The organism is Neobacillus sp. B4I6 (genome assembly GCF_050434045.1).
Lineage (GTDB): Bacteria > Bacillota > Bacilli > Bacillales > Cytobacillaceae > Neobacillus.
The window spans coordinates 5,224,720-5,244,070 of the sequence record NZ_JBNPWB010000002.1; the positions used below are offsets into that span (position 1 = coordinate 5,224,720).

Here is a 19,351-nt window from a genome sequence, read left to right on the forward strand (position 1 = left end):
GTTACCATTAATCATTCTTGTCTTTTTACATTGAAATGCCTATAATTGTGAAAGACTTGTCTTTTTATTATCAGAACTAATTTTATTTAAAATAGATCTTATTTTTTTGAGGAGTGAAATAAATGGCATTAACAGCTGGTATCGTAGGTTTGCCGAACGTTGGTAAGTCTACTTTATTTAACGCAATTACCCAGGCAGGGGCAGAATCGGCCAATTACCCTTTCTGTACGATTGACCCGAACGTCGGAATCGTTGAAGTACCTGACGCCCGTCTGCAAAAATTAACTGAACTTGTTCAACCAAAAAAGACGGTTCCCACCGCTTTTGAATTTACCGATATTGCCGGGATTGTTAAAGGTGCAAGTAAAGGTGAAGGACTCGGAAATAAGTTCCTCTCACATATTCGCCAAGTGGATGCGATTTGCCAAGTAGTCCGCTGTTTTGCAGACGATAACATTACCCATGTATCTGGTAAAGTCGATCCAATCGATGATATTGAAGTCATTAACTTGGAGTTAATTCTTGCTGACATGGAATCGGTTGAAAAGCGGATTAACCGTGTTGAAAAATTGGCTAAGCAAAAAGATAAGGAAGCAGCGGCTGAATTCGAAGTCCTCTCCATGCTTCGTGATGCGTTTGAAGCAGAGAAACCAGCTCGTACCGTTGATTTTACGGAAGAACAAATGAAACTTGTTAAAGGACTGCATCTGTTAACAATCAAGCCTGTTCTTTATGTAGCCAACGTGAGTGAAGATGATATTGCCGATCCTTCTGACAATGAATATGTTCAAAAGGTCCGCGAATTTGCTGCTGCAGATAATGCAGAAGTGATCGTGATTTGTGCAAAGATTGAAGAGGAAATTGCTGAACTCGAAGGTGAAGAAAAGCAAATGTTCCTATCGGAGTTAGGCATTGAAGAATCCGGCCTTGACCAATTAATCCGTGCGGCCTATCACTTGCTTGGCTTAGCGACCTATTTCACAGCAGGTGTTCAAGAAGTTCGGGCCTGGACCTTCAGAAAAGGAATGAAGGCACCGCAATGTGCAGGAGTTATTCACTCTGATTTTGAACGCGGCTTTATTCGCGCCGAAACCGTTTCTTATGAAGATTTATTAGCCGCTGGCAGTCATACCGCAGCAAAAGAAGCGGGCAAGGTCCGTTTAGAAGGTAAAGAATATGAAGTAAAAGACGGCGACGTCATCCATTTCCGTTTCAACGTATAATATTTCAAGCTCTGCAGAATTTGTAGAGCTTTTTTTAATTGTGTTAAACCTCATTGTTGTTGATTGGAGCGGAAGGCGCGAGACTCCTGCGGGAGGACGGGACAGGGGAGACCCCGCAGGCGCTTAAGCGCCGAGGAGGCTCCCCGGACCGCCCGCGGAAAGCGAAGCGCCTGGAGTGGAAATCAACAGGCAATTTAAACTGAAACAATTGGAAATTATCTCAATCCTGTGAATGAGATTGCTTTTGTTAAATAACTATGCTATAATTTTAACTTGTGAGTAATGAATAATTGCTCCTTGCCCAAATGGGCCGTTTAGACCAAAAGGAGGTGACTGTGATGAATAAGTACGAAATCATGTACATCATCCGCCCAAATATTGAAGATGAAGCTAAAAAGGCTCTTGTAGAGCGTTTTAATACAATTCTTCTTGATAACGGTGCGGAAACTGCTGAAACAAAGGATTGGGGTAAGCGTCGTTTAGCATATGAAATCAACGATTTCCGCGACGGATACTACGAAATCACTAAAACAACATCTTCAGCTGCTGCAGTACAAGAATTTTCTCGTCTTGCAAAAATCAGCGAAGATATCATTCGCCATCTAGTAATTAGAGAAGAAGCTTAATAATAGATTTGAAAATGTTTCATGTGAAACATTTTCTGAAAAAAAAGGAGTTGATTCTGATGATAAATCGTGTTGTTCTTGTTGGCCGTTTAACCAAAGACCCTGAACTGAAATATACACCAAATGGCATTGCGGTTGCTACATTTACTCTTGCAGTAAATCGTCAATTTTCAAATCCCCAAGGGGAACGTGAAGCAGACTTTCTTAACTGTGTAGTTTGGCGTAAGGCTGCTGAAAATGTTGCCAACTTCTTGAAAAAGGGCAGCTTGGCAGGTGTTGATGGTCGAATTCAAGTTCGTACTTACGAGCAGGATGGAAAACGTCAGTATTTTACTGAGATTGTAGCAGATAATGTTCAATTTCTTGAACCTAGGGGTTCTTCAGGCGGCAATGGTAGAAACGACAACAATCAATTCGGTGCTCCACCAAGGGAACCTCAAGGGAATCCTTATGGCGGCGGCAATCAGAATCAACAACGTCAAAACCAAAACACGAATAAAGGTTTCCAAAGAATGGACGAGGATCCGTTTGCAGGTAATGGTCAAATTGATATTTCCGATGACGACCTTCCATTCTAAACAACCTTAAATGAACGATAAACTAAAATTGATAAAGGAGGGAATTTTCATGGCAGGAGGACGTAAAGGCGGTCGCGCAAAACGCCGTAAAGTATGTTATTTCACAGCAAACGGTATCTCTCGCATCGATTATAAAGATGTGGATTTACTTAAGAAATTTATCTCTGAGCGTGGAAAGATTTTACCACGTCGTGTAACTGGTACTAGCGCTAAATACCAACGTAAATTAACAGTTGCAATCAAACGTTCACGTCAAATGGCATTACTTCCATTTGTTGCAGGTGAATAAAAATAGATAAGTAAAAAGGCAGTTAGGGTTATCCCTGCTGCCTTTTTGTTATACTCTAGAGTTGAATAGAACACCTTATATCGCTAAAATTAAAGAATAGCTTTGTAAAATTAGGGGTGAAGTAGTGAAAGATGTACGCAAGCTTACAGAGGGTGCTGTTCTTTTGGCGGCCTTTGCTGCGCTATTATTAATAACGATTTATGTGCCTGTCGTTGGATCAATCCTAAACCTGGTACTGCCGCTGCCATTTATCATGTTTTCTGTTAAAAATAATCTGAAACTGATTGCCGCCTTTTTAGTAGCAGCCATATTTATTGCATTTATTGCAGGCTCTTTAATGGGAGTTGGCTTAATGTTGATTTATGGTTCGGTAGGTGCTGTTATTGGCTATCTGCTCCAAAAGGGCAAGAGCCGGACGTTCATATTAATTGCTAGTTCCCTTACATTTATGGCTGGCCTTGTGATTTCATATGTCGTCATGGTTGCTTTTATGAAAATCGATATTATCCATGAACTTACTGCAGCGTTAAATGAATCAGTTAAAAGCTCTGAGGCAATGCTTAAAGCAATGGGAAGAGAAGACCAAGTTGAACTCTTAAAAAAGCAAAATGCCTTAATGCTTAAGCAAATCGTAACGCTTGCACCAGGTGCACTGATTTTCGCTTCCATCCTTTCCTCTTTTATTACTCAATGGATTTGCTTTCCAATTGCAAAGAGGTTTGGGGTGAACGTACAGCCATGGGGCAGTTTTCGCAATCTTGTCCTGCCTAAAAGCCTTTTATGGTATTATTTAATTGCCTTGGGGATAATGCTGCTCTTTCATCCGCATGAGGGAACTTACTTATATTCTGTTTTAATTAACGCCAGGTACATATTAGAGACATTTATCATGCTTCAGGGTCTGGCTCTTTTATTTTTTATTTTCCACCAAAAGTCAGTTGCAAAGGGACTTGCTGTGTTAGTTGTAATTCTTACTTTCATGATTCCGATAGTCCGTTATATAATAATGTTATTAGGCATTACTGATTTAGGCTTTGATTTTCGAAAGCGATTTGAAATGAAAGAGTAAGATTCACGACTAGGAGCTGAAAATATTGCCTGCATTTTTAGAAAAGCGGTCGATTCGTTACCCTTTTTATGGGTTAATAGGCGTTACAGTGGTATTGATCATTGCCCTGTCTTTCTATAATTGGACCATTAGTGCAGCCGGGCTGTTTATCATGCTCTTCCCGCTCTACTATATGTTTGTTGTGGACCGCCGCCAAAGAAAAGAAATGGAAGAGTATATCGCGACCCTTTCTTACCGGGTTAAAAGAGTGGGCGAAGAAGCATTGATGGAAATGCCCATCGGGATTATGCTTATTAATGATGAGTATTATATCGAATGGACCAATCCATTTCTTGCCTCTTGTTTCGATGAGGATACCTTGGTCGGAAGATCACTTTATGATGTCGCAGATACGCTGATTCCGTTAATTAAACAGGAAGTAGAAACAGAAATCATTACGCTCCATGAACGAAAATTCCGTGTGATTCATAAACGGGAAGAACGGCTTTTATACTTTTTCGATGTGACGGAACAAAAGGAAATCGAAAAAATGTATCAAAATGACCGAACTGTCATTTCGATCATCTTTTTAGACAATTATGATGATCTTACTCAAGGGATGGATGACCAGATGCGTGGCAGCATCAATAATTTGGTGACGTCAATCCTGAATAAATGGGCGCAGGATAATGGGATCTTTTTAAAAAGAATTTCATCTGAACGATTTATGGCTGTGTTTAGTGAAGGAATACTTCAGAAGTTGGAAAAAGGTAAATTTACGATTCTAGATGAAGTAAGAGAAATGACTTCCAAACAAAACGTCTCGTTTACCTTAAGTATTGGCGTCGGAACAGGCGTCTCTTCCCTGCCAGAATTGGGAGTTTTAGCCCAATCCAGCTTGGACTTAGCCTTAGGCAGAGGCGGCGATCAAGTGGCCATTAAATTGGCAAGTGGCAAGGTGAAATTCTATGGCGGTAAAACGAATCCAATCGAAAAGAGAACCAGAGTTAGAGCGCGGGTCATTTCGCATGCCTTAAGGGATTTAATTATGGCAAGTGATAAAGTGATCATCATGGGCCATAAACATCCGGATATGGATTCGATTGGCGCTAGCATTGGCATTTATAAAGTAGCCCAAATGAATCAGAAAGATGCTTATATCGTTGTTAACATGCAGGAAATCGATAATGGTGTCAAACGGCTCATGTCGGAAATCCGCAATCAAGAGCAATTATTTTCACATTTCATTGGTCCAGAAGAGGCGCTTGAAATCGCTTCTGATAAAACCCTGCTCGTCGTCGTCGATACCCATAAACCTTCCATGGTCATGGAAGAACGGCTTCTTAATAAAATTGATCATGTCGTTGTGATTGACCATCATCGCCGCGGTGAGGATTTTATTGCTAATCCTTTACTTGTTTACATGGAACCTTATGCTTCATCGACATCAGAACTTGTGACTGAGTTTCTTGAATATCAGCCAAAACGGGGTAAAATTGAAATGATTGAAGCGACCGCCCTGTTAGCAGGAATCATCGTCGATACAAAAAGTTTTACGTTACGAACAGGCTCAAGAACGTTTGATGCTGCCTCCTATCTAAGAGCACATGGAGCTGATACGATCCTCGTTCAAAAGTTTTTAAAAGAAGATGTTGATACATATATCAAACGCGCCAAGTTAATTGAGTCTGTTACCTTTTACCGCGATGGGATTGCCATTGCAAAAGGAACTGCAAATGACTTTAATGACCAAGTGATTATTGCCCAAGCAGCGGATACATTGTTAACAATGGACGGAGTGCTTGCTTCCTTTGTTATCTCCGAGCGCAGCGAAGGGGTCATTGGCATCAGTGCAAGGTCACTCGGAAACATCAATGTCCAAGTAATTATGGAAGCCTTAAAAGGCGGAGGGCACCTGACTAACGCCGCCACACAGCTGAGTGGCTTATCGATCGCAGAAACAGAAAGTAAATTAAAGCTAGCAATTGATGAATATTTTGAAGGAGTGAAAAAAGAATGAAAGTAATTTTCTTAAAAGACGTGAAAGGTAAAGGGAAAAAGGGCGAAGTCAAGAATGTAGCTGATGGTTATGCCCATAACTTTTTAATTAAACAAGGTTTAGCAAAGGAAGCCAATAACGCGAATATCAGTACGCTGGATGCACTTAAGAAGAAGGAAGAAAAAGAAGCAGCTGAAGAATTAGCGGAAGCACAAAAATTAAAAGAGGTATTGGATCAAATTACGGTGGAATTAACTGCTAAAGCTGGTGAAGGCGGCCGCTTATTTGGCTCGATTACCACGAAGCAGATTGCTGAAGAATTACAAAAGAAACATGGTATTAAAATCGATAAACGCAAAATGGAATTAGCGGATGCGATTCGTACGCTTGGCCACACAAAGGTTCCGGTGAAGCTCCATCATGAAGTCGTCGCAACGTTAACCGTTTCTGTTACCGAAGTAAAATAAAAATTTTCCCAGTGCGAAATCGCTGCGGAACATGATAGAATATAAAATGTAATCAACGCCTTGTGATCGGTCTTAACTGGTCACTTTTTTCTTTTTTGGATAGGATATGATAGTTTAGAACTTTGATAATTGCTGAGCTTATGCTATTTTTATATAAATCATCCTCTTCATGATAGGAGGTTTTTGATAGATGAATGACTTATATGCGGACAGGATGCCGCCGCAAAATATAGAGGCCGAGCAGGCTGTGTTAGGGGCGATTTTTTTAGAACCTGCCTCTTTGATTTTAGCTTCAGAAATATTAATTCCTGAGGATTTTTATCGTGCTTCCCACCAAAAAATATTTAATGTCATGCTTAGTCTAAATGATCAAGGGAAAGCAGTTGACTTAGTTACGGTAACTGAGGAGCTTTCAGCTGCCAAACTGATTGAAGATACAGGCGGGGTTAGTTATTTAGGGGAATTGGCTGCCTCTGTTCCGACAGCAGCAAATATTGAGTATTATGCAAGAATAGTAGAAGAAAAGTCATTACTTAGAAGATTAATTCGTACCGCAACAAGCATTGCTTCGGATGGATATTCCCGCGAAGATGAAGTGGAAGCTCTCTTAAGTGAAGCGGAGAAAAGTATTATGGAAGTGGCGCAGCGAAAGAATGCCGGTGCTTTCCATAATATCAAGGATGTACTTGTGCGTACGTATGACAATATTGAGGAAATGCATAACCGTGTTGGGGACATTACGGGTATTTCAACAGGATTTGCGGAACTGGACCGAATGACAGCAGGATTCCAGCGTAATGACTTAATTATTGTTGGCGCCCGTCCTTCCGTGGGTAAAACAGCATTTGCCTTGAATATTGCAGCCAATGTGGCGACGAAAACGAATGAAAATGTCGCGATTTTTAGTCTGGAGATGGGTGCCGAACAGCTGGTTATGCGTATGCTTTGTTCTGAGGGGAATATCGATGCGCAAAGGCTTCGTACAGGTTCCCTGACGGATGAAGACTGGGGTAAGCTGACGATGGCGATGGGCAGCCTGTCGAGTTCAGGGATTTTTATCGATGATACTCCAGGGGTCCGAATCAGTGACATCCGTTCCAAATGCCGCCGTCTCCAGCAGGAGCATGGTTTAGGCATGATATTAATTGATTACTTGCAGCTGATCTTAGGAAGCGGACGATCTGGTGAAAACCGTCAGCAGGAAGTTTCTGAGATTTCACGTTCCCTAAAGCAATTAGCACGTGAATTGAAGGTTCCTGTTATTGCTCTTTCTCAGCTCTCCCGTGGTGTCGAGCAGCGTCAAGATAAACGCCCGATGATGTCCGATATCCGTGAATCCGGAAGTATTGAGCAGGATGCCGATATCGTGGCGTTCTTGTATCGTGATGACTACTATGATAAAGAATCAGAGAATAAGAATATTATCGAGATTATTATTGCCAAGCAGCGTAACGGCCCGACCGGAACAGTGTCGTTAGCCTTTGTTAAGGAATATAATAAGTTCGTCAACCTCGAGACACGGTATAATGATCCGCCGGGTGCATAGATTAAGGCTAGCCAAGTTTTTTTGGCTAGCCTTTTTTGTGTGTAGATTAATAGCGAATATTGGTCGTGGAGGCTTAGATAATGGGGTAAATGGTGTCCTGCAAAATAAGTAAGGTATCAATTTGAAATTTAGAATTGTTATACTCAAGTAATAAATCATGGATAATAAGCCAATCCTCGGAAAGCCCTTCTAACCAGACATCACTCTTTTGCTCCCCTTCGTATCCTTTTTTAAGACTTAAATAGTTAGTTATTTCCTTATCTGATAAACTCATTCGAACATTTAATGATCTTAAAATTATTATTTCCGATTGCTCTTGCCGATGTTTAATAATCATATTTCACATCCTTTTATTATTTTACGAAACTATAATTCTATTTTATTTGAGAAATATCCAAATCTGCAGGATGCGATATTGATAGATTCCTAAATTAATATTTTACGAACATAATAATATACCCTTATATAAAACGTTCGTGTTTTGTTTGCTTTTAGCCATGAAAGTTGGTAAACTTGTGTATGGAAAATAGAAAATCGTATTTAATTTGGAGGTGCCTTATATGTCATCAGTAGTAGTGGTTGGGACGCAATGGGGAGATGAAGGAAAGGGTAAAATTACCGATTTCCTTTCAGAAAATGCCGAGGCAATTGCCCGTTACCAGGGAGGAAATAATGCAGGCCATACCATTAAGTTCAGTGGAGAAACATACAAATTACATCTAATTCCATCAGGAATATTTTATAAGGAAAAAATTTGTGTAATTGGTAATGGTATGGTTGTTGATCCAAAGGCACTTGTAACCGAACTTGCCTACTTACATGAAAAGGGCGTTACAACCGATAATCTTCGTATCAGTAACCGTGCCCATGTCATCCTTCCATATCATTTAAAACTAGATGCAGTGGAAGAGGAAAGTAAGGGCGCTAATAAAATTGGAACGACTAAAAAAGGGATTGGACCTGCCTATATGGATAAGGCAGCTCGCGTGGGGATTAGAATCGCTGACCTGCTCGAACACGATGTATTTGAAGAAAAGCTTGATCGTAATTTACAAGAGAAAAATCGTTTGTTCGAACGTATTTATGAGACTACAGGATTTACGAAGGAAGAAATCTTAGAAGAGTATTATGAATATGGTCAGCAAATTAAACAATATGTTTGTGATACATCAGTTGTATTGAATGATGCCTTAGATGAAGGCAAACGGGTTCTTTTTGAAGGCGCACAGGGTGTCATGCTTGATATTGACCAAGGTACATACCCATTCGTGACCTCATCTAACCCAGTAGCCGGCGGAGTGACGATTGGATCTGGTGTCGGACCATCTAAAATCACTCATGTGGTTGGAGTGTGTAAGGCATACACTTCTCGAGTTGGTGATGGACCTTTCCCTACTGAACTAAATGATGAAATCGGCGATCGCATCCGCGAAGTTGGTCGTGAATATGGCACAACAACTGGGCGTCCTCGTCGAATTGGCTGGTTTGACAGTGTGGTAGTTCGCCATGCTCGCCGTGTAAGTGGCTTAACCGACCTGTCCCTCAACTCGATTGATGTACTATCGGGTATTGAGACATTGAAGATTTGTACTGCATATCGTTATAAAGATGAATTGATTACAGAATATCCTGCTAGCCTAAAGGTTTTATCACAGTGCGAACCTGTCTATGAAGAATTACCTGGCTGGAGTGAGGATATTACTGGAGTTAAAACTTTAGATGAATTACCTGAAAATGCACGTCATTACGTGGAACGTGTAACACAGCTTACAGGAATTCCGTTAACTACGTTCTCTGTTGGACCAGATCGAAATCAAACAAATGTAGTCCGCAGCCCATGGAGACAAATTTAATTGTTACTTAACTAATGGAGCCCTCTAATTAGAGGGCTTCAAATCTTTTAAAAAGTTTTTTTAAAAAAAGTATTGCGTTGAATAGATAGTCCGTGCTATTATAAAAAGCGTCGTCACAATACGACAAAGTTTTTGAAACGAAGTTAATGATTAGAGAATTATTTTTAGTACGAGCCATTAGCTCAGTTGGTAGAGCATCTGACTTTTAATCAGAGGGTCGAAGGTTCGAGTCCTTCATGGCTCACCAAAGTTTTTTGCTTTTGCAAAATAACTTTCAATATATGGCCCCTTGGTCAAGCGGTTAAGACACCTCCCTTTCACGGAGGTAACACGGGTTCGAGTCCCGTAGGGGTCATGGCTTTTGATTGTCAGTAAGAGGCTGGCAAGGACGGTTTCCTTGCTGACAATCAATTAAATATTGGTCTGGTAGTTCAGTTGGTTAGAATGCCTGCCTGTCACGCAGGAGGTCGCGGGTTCGAGTCCCGTCCAGACCGCCATATAAGTGGCTCAGTAGCTCAGTCGGTAGAGCAAAGGACTGAAAATCCTTGTGTCGGCGGTTCGATTCCGTCCTGAGCCATAAAAAGAGAAGCTTGCATTTGCAGGCTTCTTTTTTTAGTTAAAAATTGAAATTGTAATCCCAGTGTAATAAAACCACCTCTTTTTTACAAAAGAACCATGAGTTTTTGTCGATTATTGTAATAATTATATCCTCCTCCTTCAGAACTAGAAAAACCCTTATTTAATAGGGACTTTCCCCTGCTTTTTAAAAAGAAAAACACGGAAATCTAATTAGAATATTTCACGTAAATGTAGGTGAATGTCAGTAATTATACATTTTTGTTACAGTATAAAGACTATTAATCTATTTACAAAAAATTATGTTAAAGTATAGAAGGTCTAAAATACTGGGGAATTCTTTTGTGGGTAAACACTAGATTAAGAGGGTTTTACCGTGGTTTAGGGAGGAAAAATGCTGCTTTTCAATAAGGTATCAAAAACAAAAAAGTTATTTCTTAAGATAACGATTGCTACTACAATCGCTTCATCGCTGATTGCATTTAGTAACGGACCGGTTGCTTTTGCAGATACATCAAAATCAACCAAGGATTATGACGTATATCTGGATGGTACATATATTGGAAATATTGCAGATAAGGCTGTTGTAAATAAAATAATTGCTGCAAAAGTCGATGACAGTAACAAAATCGATCAACAGGTGCAAAACATTCCATATCAAGTATTTCCTTCTGCTGCAAACAAGCAAGAAACAGTCCGAACTATTAAGAGTATATTCCAACTTCAAACAGAGGCCTCTGCGATTATTATTGATGGTAAGCCCGTTGTTTACGTAGATAATCAAAATACAGCTGAAGAAGTTATGAAGAAGCTAATCCAACAATACGTGCCGGAGGATCAATTAACCGAACTTAAGGCCAGAAAAGCTTCCGTCAATTCGACATTACCAGCATTAAAAGAAAATGAGTCTCGTCTATTAGACGTTCGATTATCAAAAAATGTTTCCTTTTCAGTAGAAAATATTGTTCCACAAAAAATGATGTCAGCTGAAGAAGCAGTTGCCTTTTTACAAAAAGGTACATTAGAAGAACAGAAATATGTGATTAAAGAAGGCGATGTGCTCGAAATGATTGCACAAGACCACGACTTGACACTGGCGGAGATCTTAGCAGTGAATCCCGGACTAAAAGGGGATACGCTCTTAAAGATTGGCGAAAAAATTAATATTACCGTTCCAAAACCATTTATCGAAGTGATTATTGATAAAGAAGTAAATAAAAAGGAAGAAATTCCATTTAAAAATACAGTTGTTGAAGACTCTTCCTTGCTAAAAGGTGAGAATAAGGTAAAACAAGAGGGTAAAAGTGGCTCACGGTCTGTTACCTATAAAATTACTGAAAAAAATGGTGTAGCAGTGCAGAAAGTGGAGTCAAATGCGACAGTCCTTGAACAGCCTGTGAATCAGATTGTTATCAAAGGAACAAAAGTCATTCCGTCTCGTGGGGAAGGAAACTTTGCCTGGCCGACTGTAGGTGGGTATGTATCCAGTAAACAAGGGCCTAGATGGGGCAGAATGCACAAAGGTATTGATATTGCCAGACCAAGCAACAGAACAATAAAGGCAGCCGATAATGGCGTCGTTGTTTCTGCTGGCTGGGGCGGCGGTTATGGGAATAAAATTGTCATAGACCATCAAAATGGTTACCGTACCCTATATGGACACATGTCGTCGCTCAAAGTTAGGGTAGGCCAGACGGTTTCAAAGGGTACTAGTATAGGTGTAATGGGAGCTACTGGAGATGCAACAGGTGTACACTTGCATTTTGAAGTGTATAAGAATGGCAGCCTAGTAAATCCACTTTCCTATTTAAGATAAAAGGTAAGTCTCTAGTTGGCACTAGAGGCTTTTCTTTATTCTTAGAGAATTGTCTGGCTCCACGACCCAGATCTTTCCAAATAGTACTTATAGGTGAATTTATGCCAATAACATGATACAGTAATCTAGTATAGTTATGACTTCTAGAGCATTTGTTAAATAGATTAGATCGACTAAATGATAAGGAGATATGGTATGGAAAAGAAAATTCTTGTAGTTGATGATGAAAAGCCAATTGCTGATATCTTACAGTTTAACTTAAAAAAAGAAGGTTACGTTGTCTATTGTGCTTATGACGGAAACGAAGCACTCCAGTTGGTTGATGAAATTGAACCTGACTTAATCCTCTTAGATATTATGCTTCCATTACGAGACGGGATGGAAGTTTGCCGTGAAGTCCGCAAGAAGTATGAAATGCCGATTATTATGTTGACTGCCAAAGACTCTGAAATTGACAAAGTCTTAGGTCTTGAACTCGGTGCGGATGATTATGTAACCAAACCGTTTAGTACAAGAGAATTGATTGCGCGCGTAAAAGCTAACTTGCGCCGTCACCAGCAAATTCTGACGCAGCCAGATGCAGAGAACGAAACCAATGAAATTGAGATTGGTTCACTTATTATCCACCCTGATGCTTATGTTGTTTCAAAACGCGGTGAGACAATCGAGCTTACACACCGTGAATTTGAATTGCTTTACTATTTGGCTAAACATATCGGTCAAGTGATGACAAGGGAACACCTCCTGCAAACGGTTTGGGGTTACGATTACTACGGAGACGTGCGGACCGTTGATGTAACGGTTAGAAGATTGCGGGAAAAAATTGAGGACAGCCCGAGTCATCCAACGTGGATTGTCACTCGCCGCGGAGTTGGATACTATTTGCGGAATCCTGAACAGGAGTAAGATGAATGAGAAAGGTTGGTTTCTTTCGCTCTATAAACGTAAAATTCGTTATCATCTATGTCCTCCTTATTTTAGTAGCCATGCAAATTATCGGCGTTTATTTTGTCAAACAGCTTGAAGAAACATTACGGACAAACTTCCAGACTTCGATAAAGCAACGTGTTGATTTGCTTGCCTACAATCTGGTTGAGGAAATGGAGAAAGAGAGAACGCCTGAAGATCCAACACTCGAAGAGGATATCAAAAAAATCCTCAGAGACTTTGATGCAGGTGATATTTCGGAAGTTCGGGTGATTGAAAACAGATCCCTTAAAATTCTTGGTACCTCACATCCCAGTAACCAAGGGGTGGTTGGACAAAGGACAACAGAGCTTCGAATCAAACAATCAATGGTTTTAGAAGAGGATCAAAGCGCAATATTAATCGACCCCCAAACAGGTCATCGGATTTGGGTCCTCTCTACTCCAATTATGTCTGGTAAAAAAGTAATTGGTGCGATCTACCTTGTCGCAAAAATAGAAAATGTCTTTGAACAAATGAAAACTATTAATGGGATTTTTGCTACAGGGACAGCGATTGCCTTATCGATTACAGCTATATTAGGGATATTATTAGCCCAAACCATCACAAGACCGATTGCTGATATGAAGAAGCAGGCCTTAGCGATGACCAAGGGTAATTTTTCACGGAAAGTAAAAGTATATGGCAATGATGAAATCGGGACACTGGCCGTTACGTTTAATAATTTAACGAAAAAGCTCCAGGAAGCACAGGCCATGACCGAAGGGGAACGTCGGAAGCTGTCATCTGTTTTGTCCTATATGACGGATGGTGTCATTGCTACCGACAGGAAAGGCCGGGTTATTTTAATCAATGAACCAGCGGCAGAAATGCTGAATGTTTCACGTGAAACAGTGCTGACCCAGCCAATTGTCTCGTTATTAGATTTAGATGATACCAATTCCTTCGAAGACTTATTGGAGGAAAAGGATTCGATCATTTTAGATTACAGTACAAAAACCGAGCGTTATTTCCTGCGTGCCAATTTCTCTGTGATTCAAAAAGAGACGGGCTTTGTCAATGGATTAATTGCGGTTTTGCATGATATCACGGATCAAGAAAAAATTGACGCCGAACGAAGAGAGTTTGTCGCCAATGTATCCCATGAACTTAGGACACCGCTAACGACAATGAGGAGTTATTTAGAAGCTCTTGCAGATGGTGCCTGGCGGGATGAGGAGATTGCTCCGGAATTTTTAGAAGTGACGCGGACCGAAACAGAAAGAATGATTCGCTTGGTCAATGACTTGCTCCAGCTTTCAAAAATGGATAGTACGGATTACAGGCTGAAAATCGAATGGGTAAACTTTGTCGACTTCTTCCACCGCATCATTGACAGGTTTGAAATGTCGAAGGAACAAAACGTCACCTTTAAAAGAAAACTCCCGAATCATGTGATATTTGTTGAAATTGATGAAGATAAAATGACACAGGTCTTATACAATATTATTTCAAATGCCTTAAAGTATTCACCTGAAGGCGGAAACGTTACATTTTCGATTAAAGAGATGGACGATAAAATTATTGTCAGCGTAACAGACCAAGGCATGGGGATTCCGAAAGAGAATATTGGAAAGATTTTTGATCGTTTTTATCGTGTCGATAAAGCGAGAACTCGGAAACTAGGCGGTACGGGCCTAGGTCTGGCGATTGCAAAGGAAATGGTTAATGCTCATGGTGGGGCAATCTGGGCAACAAGTGAGGAAGGGAAAGGAACAAAGATTTCCTTTTCACTCCCATATGAACGTTCTGAAGAGGATGAATGGTCATGAGATACGAAAATATTAAATCAGGAATTTTAACCTTTTTAGTTCTGGTTAGTATTCTTTTAACATGGAATCTTTGGACCTACCAGCCTAATTACGAAACGATGGAAAAGAGTAAAACGGTAGCTGAAGTCACCTTAAGTGAAAAACAAGAGGTCCAAAAGATCGTCAGGCCTGACCAGGTGTTTTTTCACGTTAAGGGTCAGCATTATGGAACCAATAACACAGAAGAGATCGAAAAGGTTCTTAAACAATTAAGCAGTTGGGCCTTTTTTGATGTAAAAAAATATACAAACGAAGTGAAAAACATTAAGGAATTAATCCATGGCAGCGGCAATGCGGAAATTATATTTCCAGGAGAAGTCCCGATTGAGTTATATCGCAGTGTCTTAAATATTGAGGGTAAAAAAATACCTTCTTTCACCTTCAATCGAATCATTGTCAATGTTGAGAATTCAGAAAAGGAAAATGGGATTGTTTATTTTGTTTCCACTGAACATCAGCAAGTATATATAAGTCATATTTCTTCTGCTCATTTAAGTGAATTTAATCGTAATATTTATAAAAATGCAGCGCAGTTCCCACGTCATTTCGCCTATGAAGCTTCTGAATGGCGGACGATTTTTCTTCCAGAAAATGAAACAGAAATGACAACCTATAAATATTTGCCTGTTAATCTTGATTCTGAGGAATTTAAAGAAGCACTTTTCAACGACCCTAGTTTTGTGCAAAAAAGCTTCGTCCCTTCAGGGGAGGAATATACGAACGATTCTAGTAAAATGACGTTGAATTTCGAAAGTAACGTCCTTCGCTATGTCAATCCAACCGTAGAAGAGAATTTTGTTAATAGCTCTTATGATTTAGTCAAACGGAGTATTGACTTTGTGAATGAACATGGCGGCTGGACAGACCCTTATCGCTATGTTGATAAAAATGAACTTAATCACTCCGTAACCTTTCGTTTATACAGCATCGAAGGCTATCCTGTCTTTAACGGAAACGGGATTGCTGAAATTAGTGAGGTTTGGGGCCGAGATGAAATCAATCAATATATTCGGCCAAATATTTCTTTGGAGCTTCCCCTTACAACGGAAATGAAAAAGGTCACACGCCCATCGGGGCATGATGCACTGAAATTTTTACAAAACAAAAAGAACTTTAAGCCAAGTCTTCTTGAAGAAATGATCTTGGGCTATCGGATGGAAAGGGATTCAGACGAGAATAAGCTAATCCTTTTAGAACCCGCCTGGTTCTATCGCTATGATAAAACATGGGGACAGATTACGATGGAAGACCTAGGAGGATTGCAGCATGGATTGGAGTAAGATTAAAACAATTTTTATTATAACGTTCTTAATTTTAGATGTTTATCTCTTATTTCAATTCATGAAAGTCCGTGATGCCAATAAATATGAGGTGATTACTGAGGCCTCGTTTGAAGAAAAACTGAAAGCGGATGAAATCAAATTTGTGGACCTTCCCAAGGATCCTATTAAGGCTCAATACCTCAGTGCAAAGCCTAAGATGTTTAATCAAGAAGATATTAAAAAACTTAAGGGACAGACTGTTATTCTAAGCGGAATCGGGACAACCTCTCTCCATGCCAAATTAGAGAAACCACTCCAGTTAACTAATAAGTTTGAACCGGCAGAGCTTTCTACCTTTTTAACGGATAATGTGCTTTTTGGAGAAGATTATCAATTTGGAGAGAAAAGTAACAAAGATCAAACGATCACCTACTATCAACGATCGGAGAATTTCCCGTTGTTTAAGAATATTAATGGGATGATCACATTTAAAGTGAATGAAGCTGATCAAATTGTATCTTATGAACAGACCTTCCTGGAGGAAATGGAAACTTTAACAGCAAAAGAAGAAATTCTTAAGCCGTTAAAGGCGATTGAAACCTTGCACCAGAAAGGGATGTTGAAGTCGAAGAGTAAAATTACCAGGGTAGAGCTTGGCTACTCCACACTCATCCAGTTGGCTGCTTCACAAGTATTAGCACCAACTTGGCGCTTTGAGGTCGATGGTAAGGAGAGCCTGTTTGTGAACGCATTTGAAGGGCAGATTATTCAATTTAACAGCGATGAAAATAGTAAATTGGAGTGAAATAGCATGTCTTTAAGTTATAGCATTCTTGCAAGCGGGAGTACAGGGAACGCCCTTTATGTGGAGTCTGATGAACATTCGTTTCTAGTTGATGCTGGGTTTAGCGGTAAGCAAATGGAGGCACTGTTTGGGCAAATTGACCGTGATATTAGTAAACTTTCCGGAATATTTGTCACGCATGAACACAGTGACCATATTAAAGGAATTGGAGTTCTCGCCCGTAAATATCAGTTGCCTGTATACGCGAATGAAAAAACTTGGCGGGCGATGGAACACTCGGTCGGCGCGATTCCAACGGAGCAAAAGTTTGTTTTCAATATGGAAACAGTGAAGAGCTTTGGTGCTGTTGATATTGAATCATTCGGGGTATCACATGATGCTGCAGAACCCATGTTTTATGTTTTTCATCATGGAGGAAAAAAACTTGTCTTAATCACGGATACAGGCTATGTCAGTGACAGGATGAAGGGGACCATCTCCAATGCAGATGTGTATATTTTTGAATCCAACCATGATGTTCAAATGCTTCGGATGGGCAGATACCCATGGAATATTAAACGAAGAATTTTAAGTGATGTGGGCCACGTTTCTAATGAGGACGCAGCCTTTGCGATGAGTGATGTGGTTGGCGATCAAACCAAGCGAATTTATCTTGCTCATTTAAGCATGGATAATAACATGAAGGACTTAGCAAAAATGGCGGTAACACAGACCCTTCAGGAGCGTGGGCTGATTGTTGGCGAACAATTTGGCCTTTACGATACAGACCCGAAAACACCGACAGCCTTAACGGCTGTCTAGATATTTTAAAAGAATGAAGAGCCTTTTTATAGGCACTTCATTCTTTTTTTATTTGTTAGGCTTTGTTTAAAGCTAAATGTTGATTTTACACACTCAGTTGATTGGAGCGGAAGGCGAAGCGCCTGGAGCGCAAATCAACAGTCCATTATTTATGAAAAAACTATGAACAAAGTCGTAAGTTTTTATTAATACAAGGTAATTATTTAGTAATTTAGAGATGAACGAGTATAATTGTAATTATAAGCCAAAATAAACGGTAGCAATCTTTTCGGAAAGTGAGGAATGATGTAAAGTGGGTTATTATGATGATCATTCACAAAACCGCTTCAGGGAACAGAAAGGAAACAGGGGTGGAGTTTTCCTAGCCAGCGTAGTTGGTGCGATCCTTGGGGCAATTTTAGTAATCATTGCTATTCCAGCCTTATCCAATCGTGGGTTCCTCCCCTACCAAATTGATACAAATGAAAACAATGCAGTAGAATCAACTAATAACAATAATAATGATCAGAATATCATCCAAAAACAGGTTGCCTATGATGTGAACACAAATACAACGAAGGCTGTTGAAAAAGCAGCTGATGCGGTTGTCGGAATCAATAATATCCAGTCCACCAGCTTTTGGTCAGATGATCAAGCCAATTCAGAGGAAGAAGCCGCTGGAACTGGCTCTGGAGTTGTCTATAAAAAGGCTGGAGGTAAAGCTTTCGTTGTCACAAACCATCATGTGGTTGAAGGGGCGACAAAGCTGGAAGTAAGTTTGATCGACGGGACAAAGATCCCTGCTAAGCTGCTCGGCAGTGATGTCTGGACTGATTTGGCTGTCCTCGAGATCGATGCGGACAAGATAAAAAAGGTTGCTGAATTTGGTGATTCCGATAGTTTAAAAATGGGTGAACCCGTTATCGCGATCGGGAACCCGCTTGGCGCAACCTTTTCAGGGTCGGTCACACAAGGAATTATCTCTGGACTTAAGCGGACGATTCCGGTTGATATTAATCAGGATGGATTAATCGACTGGAATGCAGAAGTACTGCAAACCGATGCGGCCATTAATCCTGGAAACAGCGGCGGGGCCTTAATTAATATTACCGGCCAGCTAATCGGAATTAACTCCATGAAAATTGCGCAAAATGCAGTTGAAGGAATTGGATTATCCATCCCAATCAATTCGGCCCGGCCAATTATCGATGATCTTGAAAAGTTTGGAACGGTTAAACGTCCATATATGGGAGTGGATTTAAAATCAGTCTCTGAAATTCCAGCCTACTATCAAGAAGAAGCGTTGAAATTGCCTCGATCAATCAATTATGGTGTAGCCTTACGACAAGTCGTACCCAATTCGCCAGCCGCTCAAGCAGGCTTGCAAGAGTTGGATGTCATCGTAGAGATGGATGGGCAAAAAATTAACGACGTCATCGATCTTCGGAAACATTTGTACCAGAAAAAGAAAATTGGCGAGCAATTGGAGATTAAATATTACCGTGAAGGTAAGTTGAAGAAAACGACATTAAGATTAGCAGCAGAAACAACTCAATAAAAGCGTGGGCATAACAGGACAGTGAACCGTTCACTTTCCTGTTTTTATTTGTGTTATGATGTATTAGTTATTGAGGCAGTTCGTATGTCAGGACGTTTTACAGTAAACAATAAAATTAATTATGAAGTGTAAGAAAGGTTGAAGTGAA

The 19,351-nt window shown here is 40.2% G+C and carries 17 protein-coding genes and 4 tRNA genes; 20 read left to right on the top strand and 1 reads right to left on the bottom strand.

Annotation, left to right across the window (positions count from 1 at the left end; all coding sequences use genetic code 11):
* The first annotated feature begins 122 nt into the window (after positions 1–122).
* The 8 genes from ychF to dnaB all read left to right on the top strand — a co-directional run bounded on the left by ychF (position 123) and on the right by dnaB (position 7,776).
* Entirely contained in the window at positions 123–1,223 is a 1,101-nt protein-coding gene (gene ychF / locus QF028_RS28060) for a redox-regulated ATPase YchF (protein ID WP_088084871.1), read from the top strand.
* Positions 1,224–1,561: 338 nt separating this feature from the next.
* Positions 1,562–1,849 carry a 30S ribosomal protein S6 gene (gene rpsF / locus QF028_RS28065; RefSeq protein ID WP_088084870.1) on the top strand — a complete coding sequence of 96 codons (288 nt, stop codon included), beginning with the start codon at positions 1,562–1,564 and terminating at the stop codon, positions 1,847–1,849.
* A 59-nt stretch (positions 1,850–1,908) separates the two neighbouring features.
* Positions 1,909–2,427: a single-stranded DNA-binding protein gene (gene ssb, locus QF028_RS28070; protein WP_168241417.1), complete on the top strand. Its 519-nt coding sequence runs from the start codon at positions 1,909–1,911 to the stop codon at positions 2,425–2,427.
* 49 nt (positions 2,428–2,476) lie between these two features.
* Entirely contained in the window at positions 2,477–2,716 is a 240-nt protein-coding gene (gene rpsR, locus QF028_RS28075) for a 30S ribosomal protein S18 (RefSeq protein ID WP_088084868.1), read from the top strand.
* A 124-nt stretch (positions 2,717–2,840) separates the two neighbouring features.
* A complete protein-coding gene (locus QF028_RS28080; RefSeq protein ID WP_429470660.1) occupies positions 2,841–3,785 on the top strand; it encodes a YybS family protein in 945 nt (314 codons plus the stop codon).
* 25 nt (positions 3,786–3,810) lie between these two features.
* Positions 3,811–5,784 carry a DHH family phosphoesterase gene (locus QF028_RS28085; RefSeq protein ID WP_429470662.1) on the top strand — a complete coding sequence of 658 codons (1,974 nt, stop codon included), beginning with the start codon at positions 3,811–3,813 and terminating at the stop codon, positions 5,782–5,784.
* Complete coding sequence (gene rplI, locus QF028_RS28090; protein WP_214997465.1) at positions 5,781–6,230, top strand: 50S ribosomal protein L9; 450 nt, start codon at positions 5,781–5,783, stop codon at positions 6,228–6,230. The genes QF028_RS28085 and rplI overlap by 4 nt, the downstream gene beginning before the upstream one ends.
* Positions 6,231–6,420: 190 nt before the next feature.
* Positions 6,421–7,776: a replicative DNA helicase gene (gene dnaB, locus QF028_RS28095; protein WP_088084864.1), complete on the top strand. Its 1,356-nt coding sequence runs from the start codon at positions 6,421–6,423 to the stop codon at positions 7,774–7,776.
* Between the two features lie 73 nt (positions 7,777–7,849).
* Here the strand turns inward: dnaB and QF028_RS28100 are convergent, their stop codons facing one another.
* Entirely contained in the window at positions 7,850–8,113 is a 264-nt protein-coding gene (locus tag QF028_RS28100; RefSeq protein WP_429470665.1) for a nuclease-related domain-containing protein, read from the bottom strand.
* Between the two features lie 223 nt (positions 8,114–8,336).
* On the opposite strand from QF028_RS28100, the gene QF028_RS28105 reads away from it, so the two are divergent.
* The 12 genes from QF028_RS28105 (at position 8,337) to QF028_RS28160 (ending at position 19,203) form a co-directional block, all read left to right on the top strand.
* On the top strand, positions 8,337–9,629 hold the full coding sequence (locus tag QF028_RS28105; RefSeq protein ID WP_429470667.1) for an adenylosuccinate synthase: 1,293 nt from the start codon (positions 8,337–8,339) through the stop codon (positions 9,627–9,629).
* Between the two features lie 171 nt (positions 9,630–9,800).
* Positions 9,801–9,876 (top strand) — tRNA-Lys (locus QF028_RS28110).
* Positions 9,877–9,912: 36 nt separating this feature from the next.
* Positions 9,913–9,984, top strand: a tRNA-Glu gene (locus QF028_RS28115).
* Positions 9,985–10,049: 65 nt separating this feature from the next.
* A tRNA-Asp gene (locus QF028_RS28120) sits at positions 10,050–10,126 on the top strand.
* A 7-nt stretch (positions 10,127–10,133) separates the two neighbouring features.
* Positions 10,134–10,206 (top strand) — tRNA-Phe (locus tag QF028_RS28125).
* 393 nt (positions 10,207–10,599) lie between these two features.
* Positions 10,600–12,021, top strand: coding sequence for a peptidoglycan DD-metalloendopeptidase family protein (locus QF028_RS28130; protein ID WP_429470668.1), 1,422 nt, complete (start codon positions 10,600–10,602; stop codon positions 12,019–12,021).
* Positions 12,022–12,216: 195 nt separating this feature from the next.
* Positions 12,217–12,927, top strand: a complete 711-nt coding sequence (yycF, locus tag QF028_RS28135) for a response regulator YycF (RefSeq protein WP_098934353.1) — start codon at positions 12,217–12,219, stop codon at positions 12,925–12,927.
* Positions 12,928–12,932: 5 nt separating this feature from the next.
* A complete protein-coding gene (gene walK, locus QF028_RS28140) occupies positions 12,933–14,759 on the top strand; it encodes a cell wall metabolism sensor histidine kinase WalK (protein WP_168241411.1) in 1,827 nt (608 codons plus the stop codon).
* A complete protein-coding gene (locus QF028_RS28145; RefSeq protein ID WP_429470671.1) occupies positions 14,756–16,078 on the top strand; it encodes a YycH family regulatory protein in 1,323 nt (440 codons plus the stop codon). The genes walK and QF028_RS28145 overlap by 4 nt, the downstream gene beginning before the upstream one ends.
* The gene (locus QF028_RS28150; protein WP_429470673.1) at positions 16,065–16,865 is read left to right on the top strand and encodes a two-component system regulatory protein YycI; all 801 of its coding nucleotides are present in this window, start codon (positions 16,065–16,067) and stop codon (positions 16,863–16,865) included. The genes QF028_RS28145 and QF028_RS28150 overlap by 14 nt, the downstream gene beginning before the upstream one ends.
* 6 nt (positions 16,866–16,871) lie before the next feature.
* A complete protein-coding gene (locus tag QF028_RS28155) occupies positions 16,872–17,666 on the top strand; it encodes an MBL fold metallo-hydrolase (protein WP_429470675.1) in 795 nt (264 codons plus the stop codon).
* A gap of 292 nt (positions 17,667–17,958) precedes the next feature.
* Entirely contained in the window at positions 17,959–19,203 is a 1,245-nt protein-coding gene (locus tag QF028_RS28160) for a S1C family serine protease (protein ID WP_429470677.1), read from the top strand.
* Positions 19,204–19,351 lie beyond the last annotated feature (148 nt).

Bases quoted from the DNA above. Each gene is read 5' to 3' on its own strand.
- yycF (WP_098934353.1), top strand. From the start codon at position 12,217: ATGGAAAAGAAAATTCTTGTAGTTGATGATGAAAAGCCAATTGCTGAT.
- dnaB (WP_088084864.1), top strand. From the start codon at position 6,421: ATGAATGACTTATATGCGGACAGGATGCCGCCGCAAAATATAGAGGCC.
- QF028_RS28150 (WP_429470673.1), top strand. From the start codon at position 16,065: ATGGATTGGAGTAAGATTAAAACAATTTTTATTATAACGTTCTTAATT.
- QF028_RS28130 (WP_429470668.1), top strand. From the start codon at position 10,600: ATGCTGCTTTTCAATAAGGTATCAAAAACAAAAAAGTTATTTCTTAAG.
- rpsR (WP_088084868.1), top strand. From the start codon at position 2,477: ATGGCAGGAGGACGTAAAGGCGGTCGCGCAAAACGCCGTAAAGTATGT.
- ychF (WP_088084871.1), top strand. From the start codon at position 123: ATGGCATTAACAGCTGGTATCGTAGGTTTGCCGAACGTTGGTAAGTCT.
- rpsF (WP_088084870.1), top strand. From the start codon at position 1,562: ATGAATAAGTACGAAATCATGTACATCATCCGCCCAAATATTGAAGAT.
- QF028_RS28105 (WP_429470667.1), top strand. From the start codon at position 8,337: ATGTCATCAGTAGTAGTGGTTGGGACGCAATGGGGAGATGAAGGAAAG.
- rplI (WP_214997465.1), top strand. From the start codon at position 5,781: ATGAAAGTAATTTTCTTAAAAGACGTGAAAGGTAAAGGGAAAAAGGGC.
- QF028_RS28100 (WP_429470665.1), bottom strand. From the start codon at position 8,113: ATGATTATTAAACATCGGCAAGAGCAATCGGAAATAATAATTTTAAGA.
- walK (WP_168241411.1), top strand. From the start codon at position 12,933: ATGAGAAAGGTTGGTTTCTTTCGCTCTATAAACGTAAAATTCGTTATC.
- QF028_RS28145 (WP_429470671.1), top strand. From the start codon at position 14,756: ATGAGATACGAAAATATTAAATCAGGAATTTTAACCTTTTTAGTTCTG.
- QF028_RS28155 (WP_429470675.1), top strand. From the start codon at position 16,872: ATGTCTTTAAGTTATAGCATTCTTGCAAGCGGGAGTACAGGGAACGCC.
- ssb (WP_168241417.1), top strand. From the start codon at position 1,909: ATGATAAATCGTGTTGTTCTTGTTGGCCGTTTAACCAAAGACCCTGAA.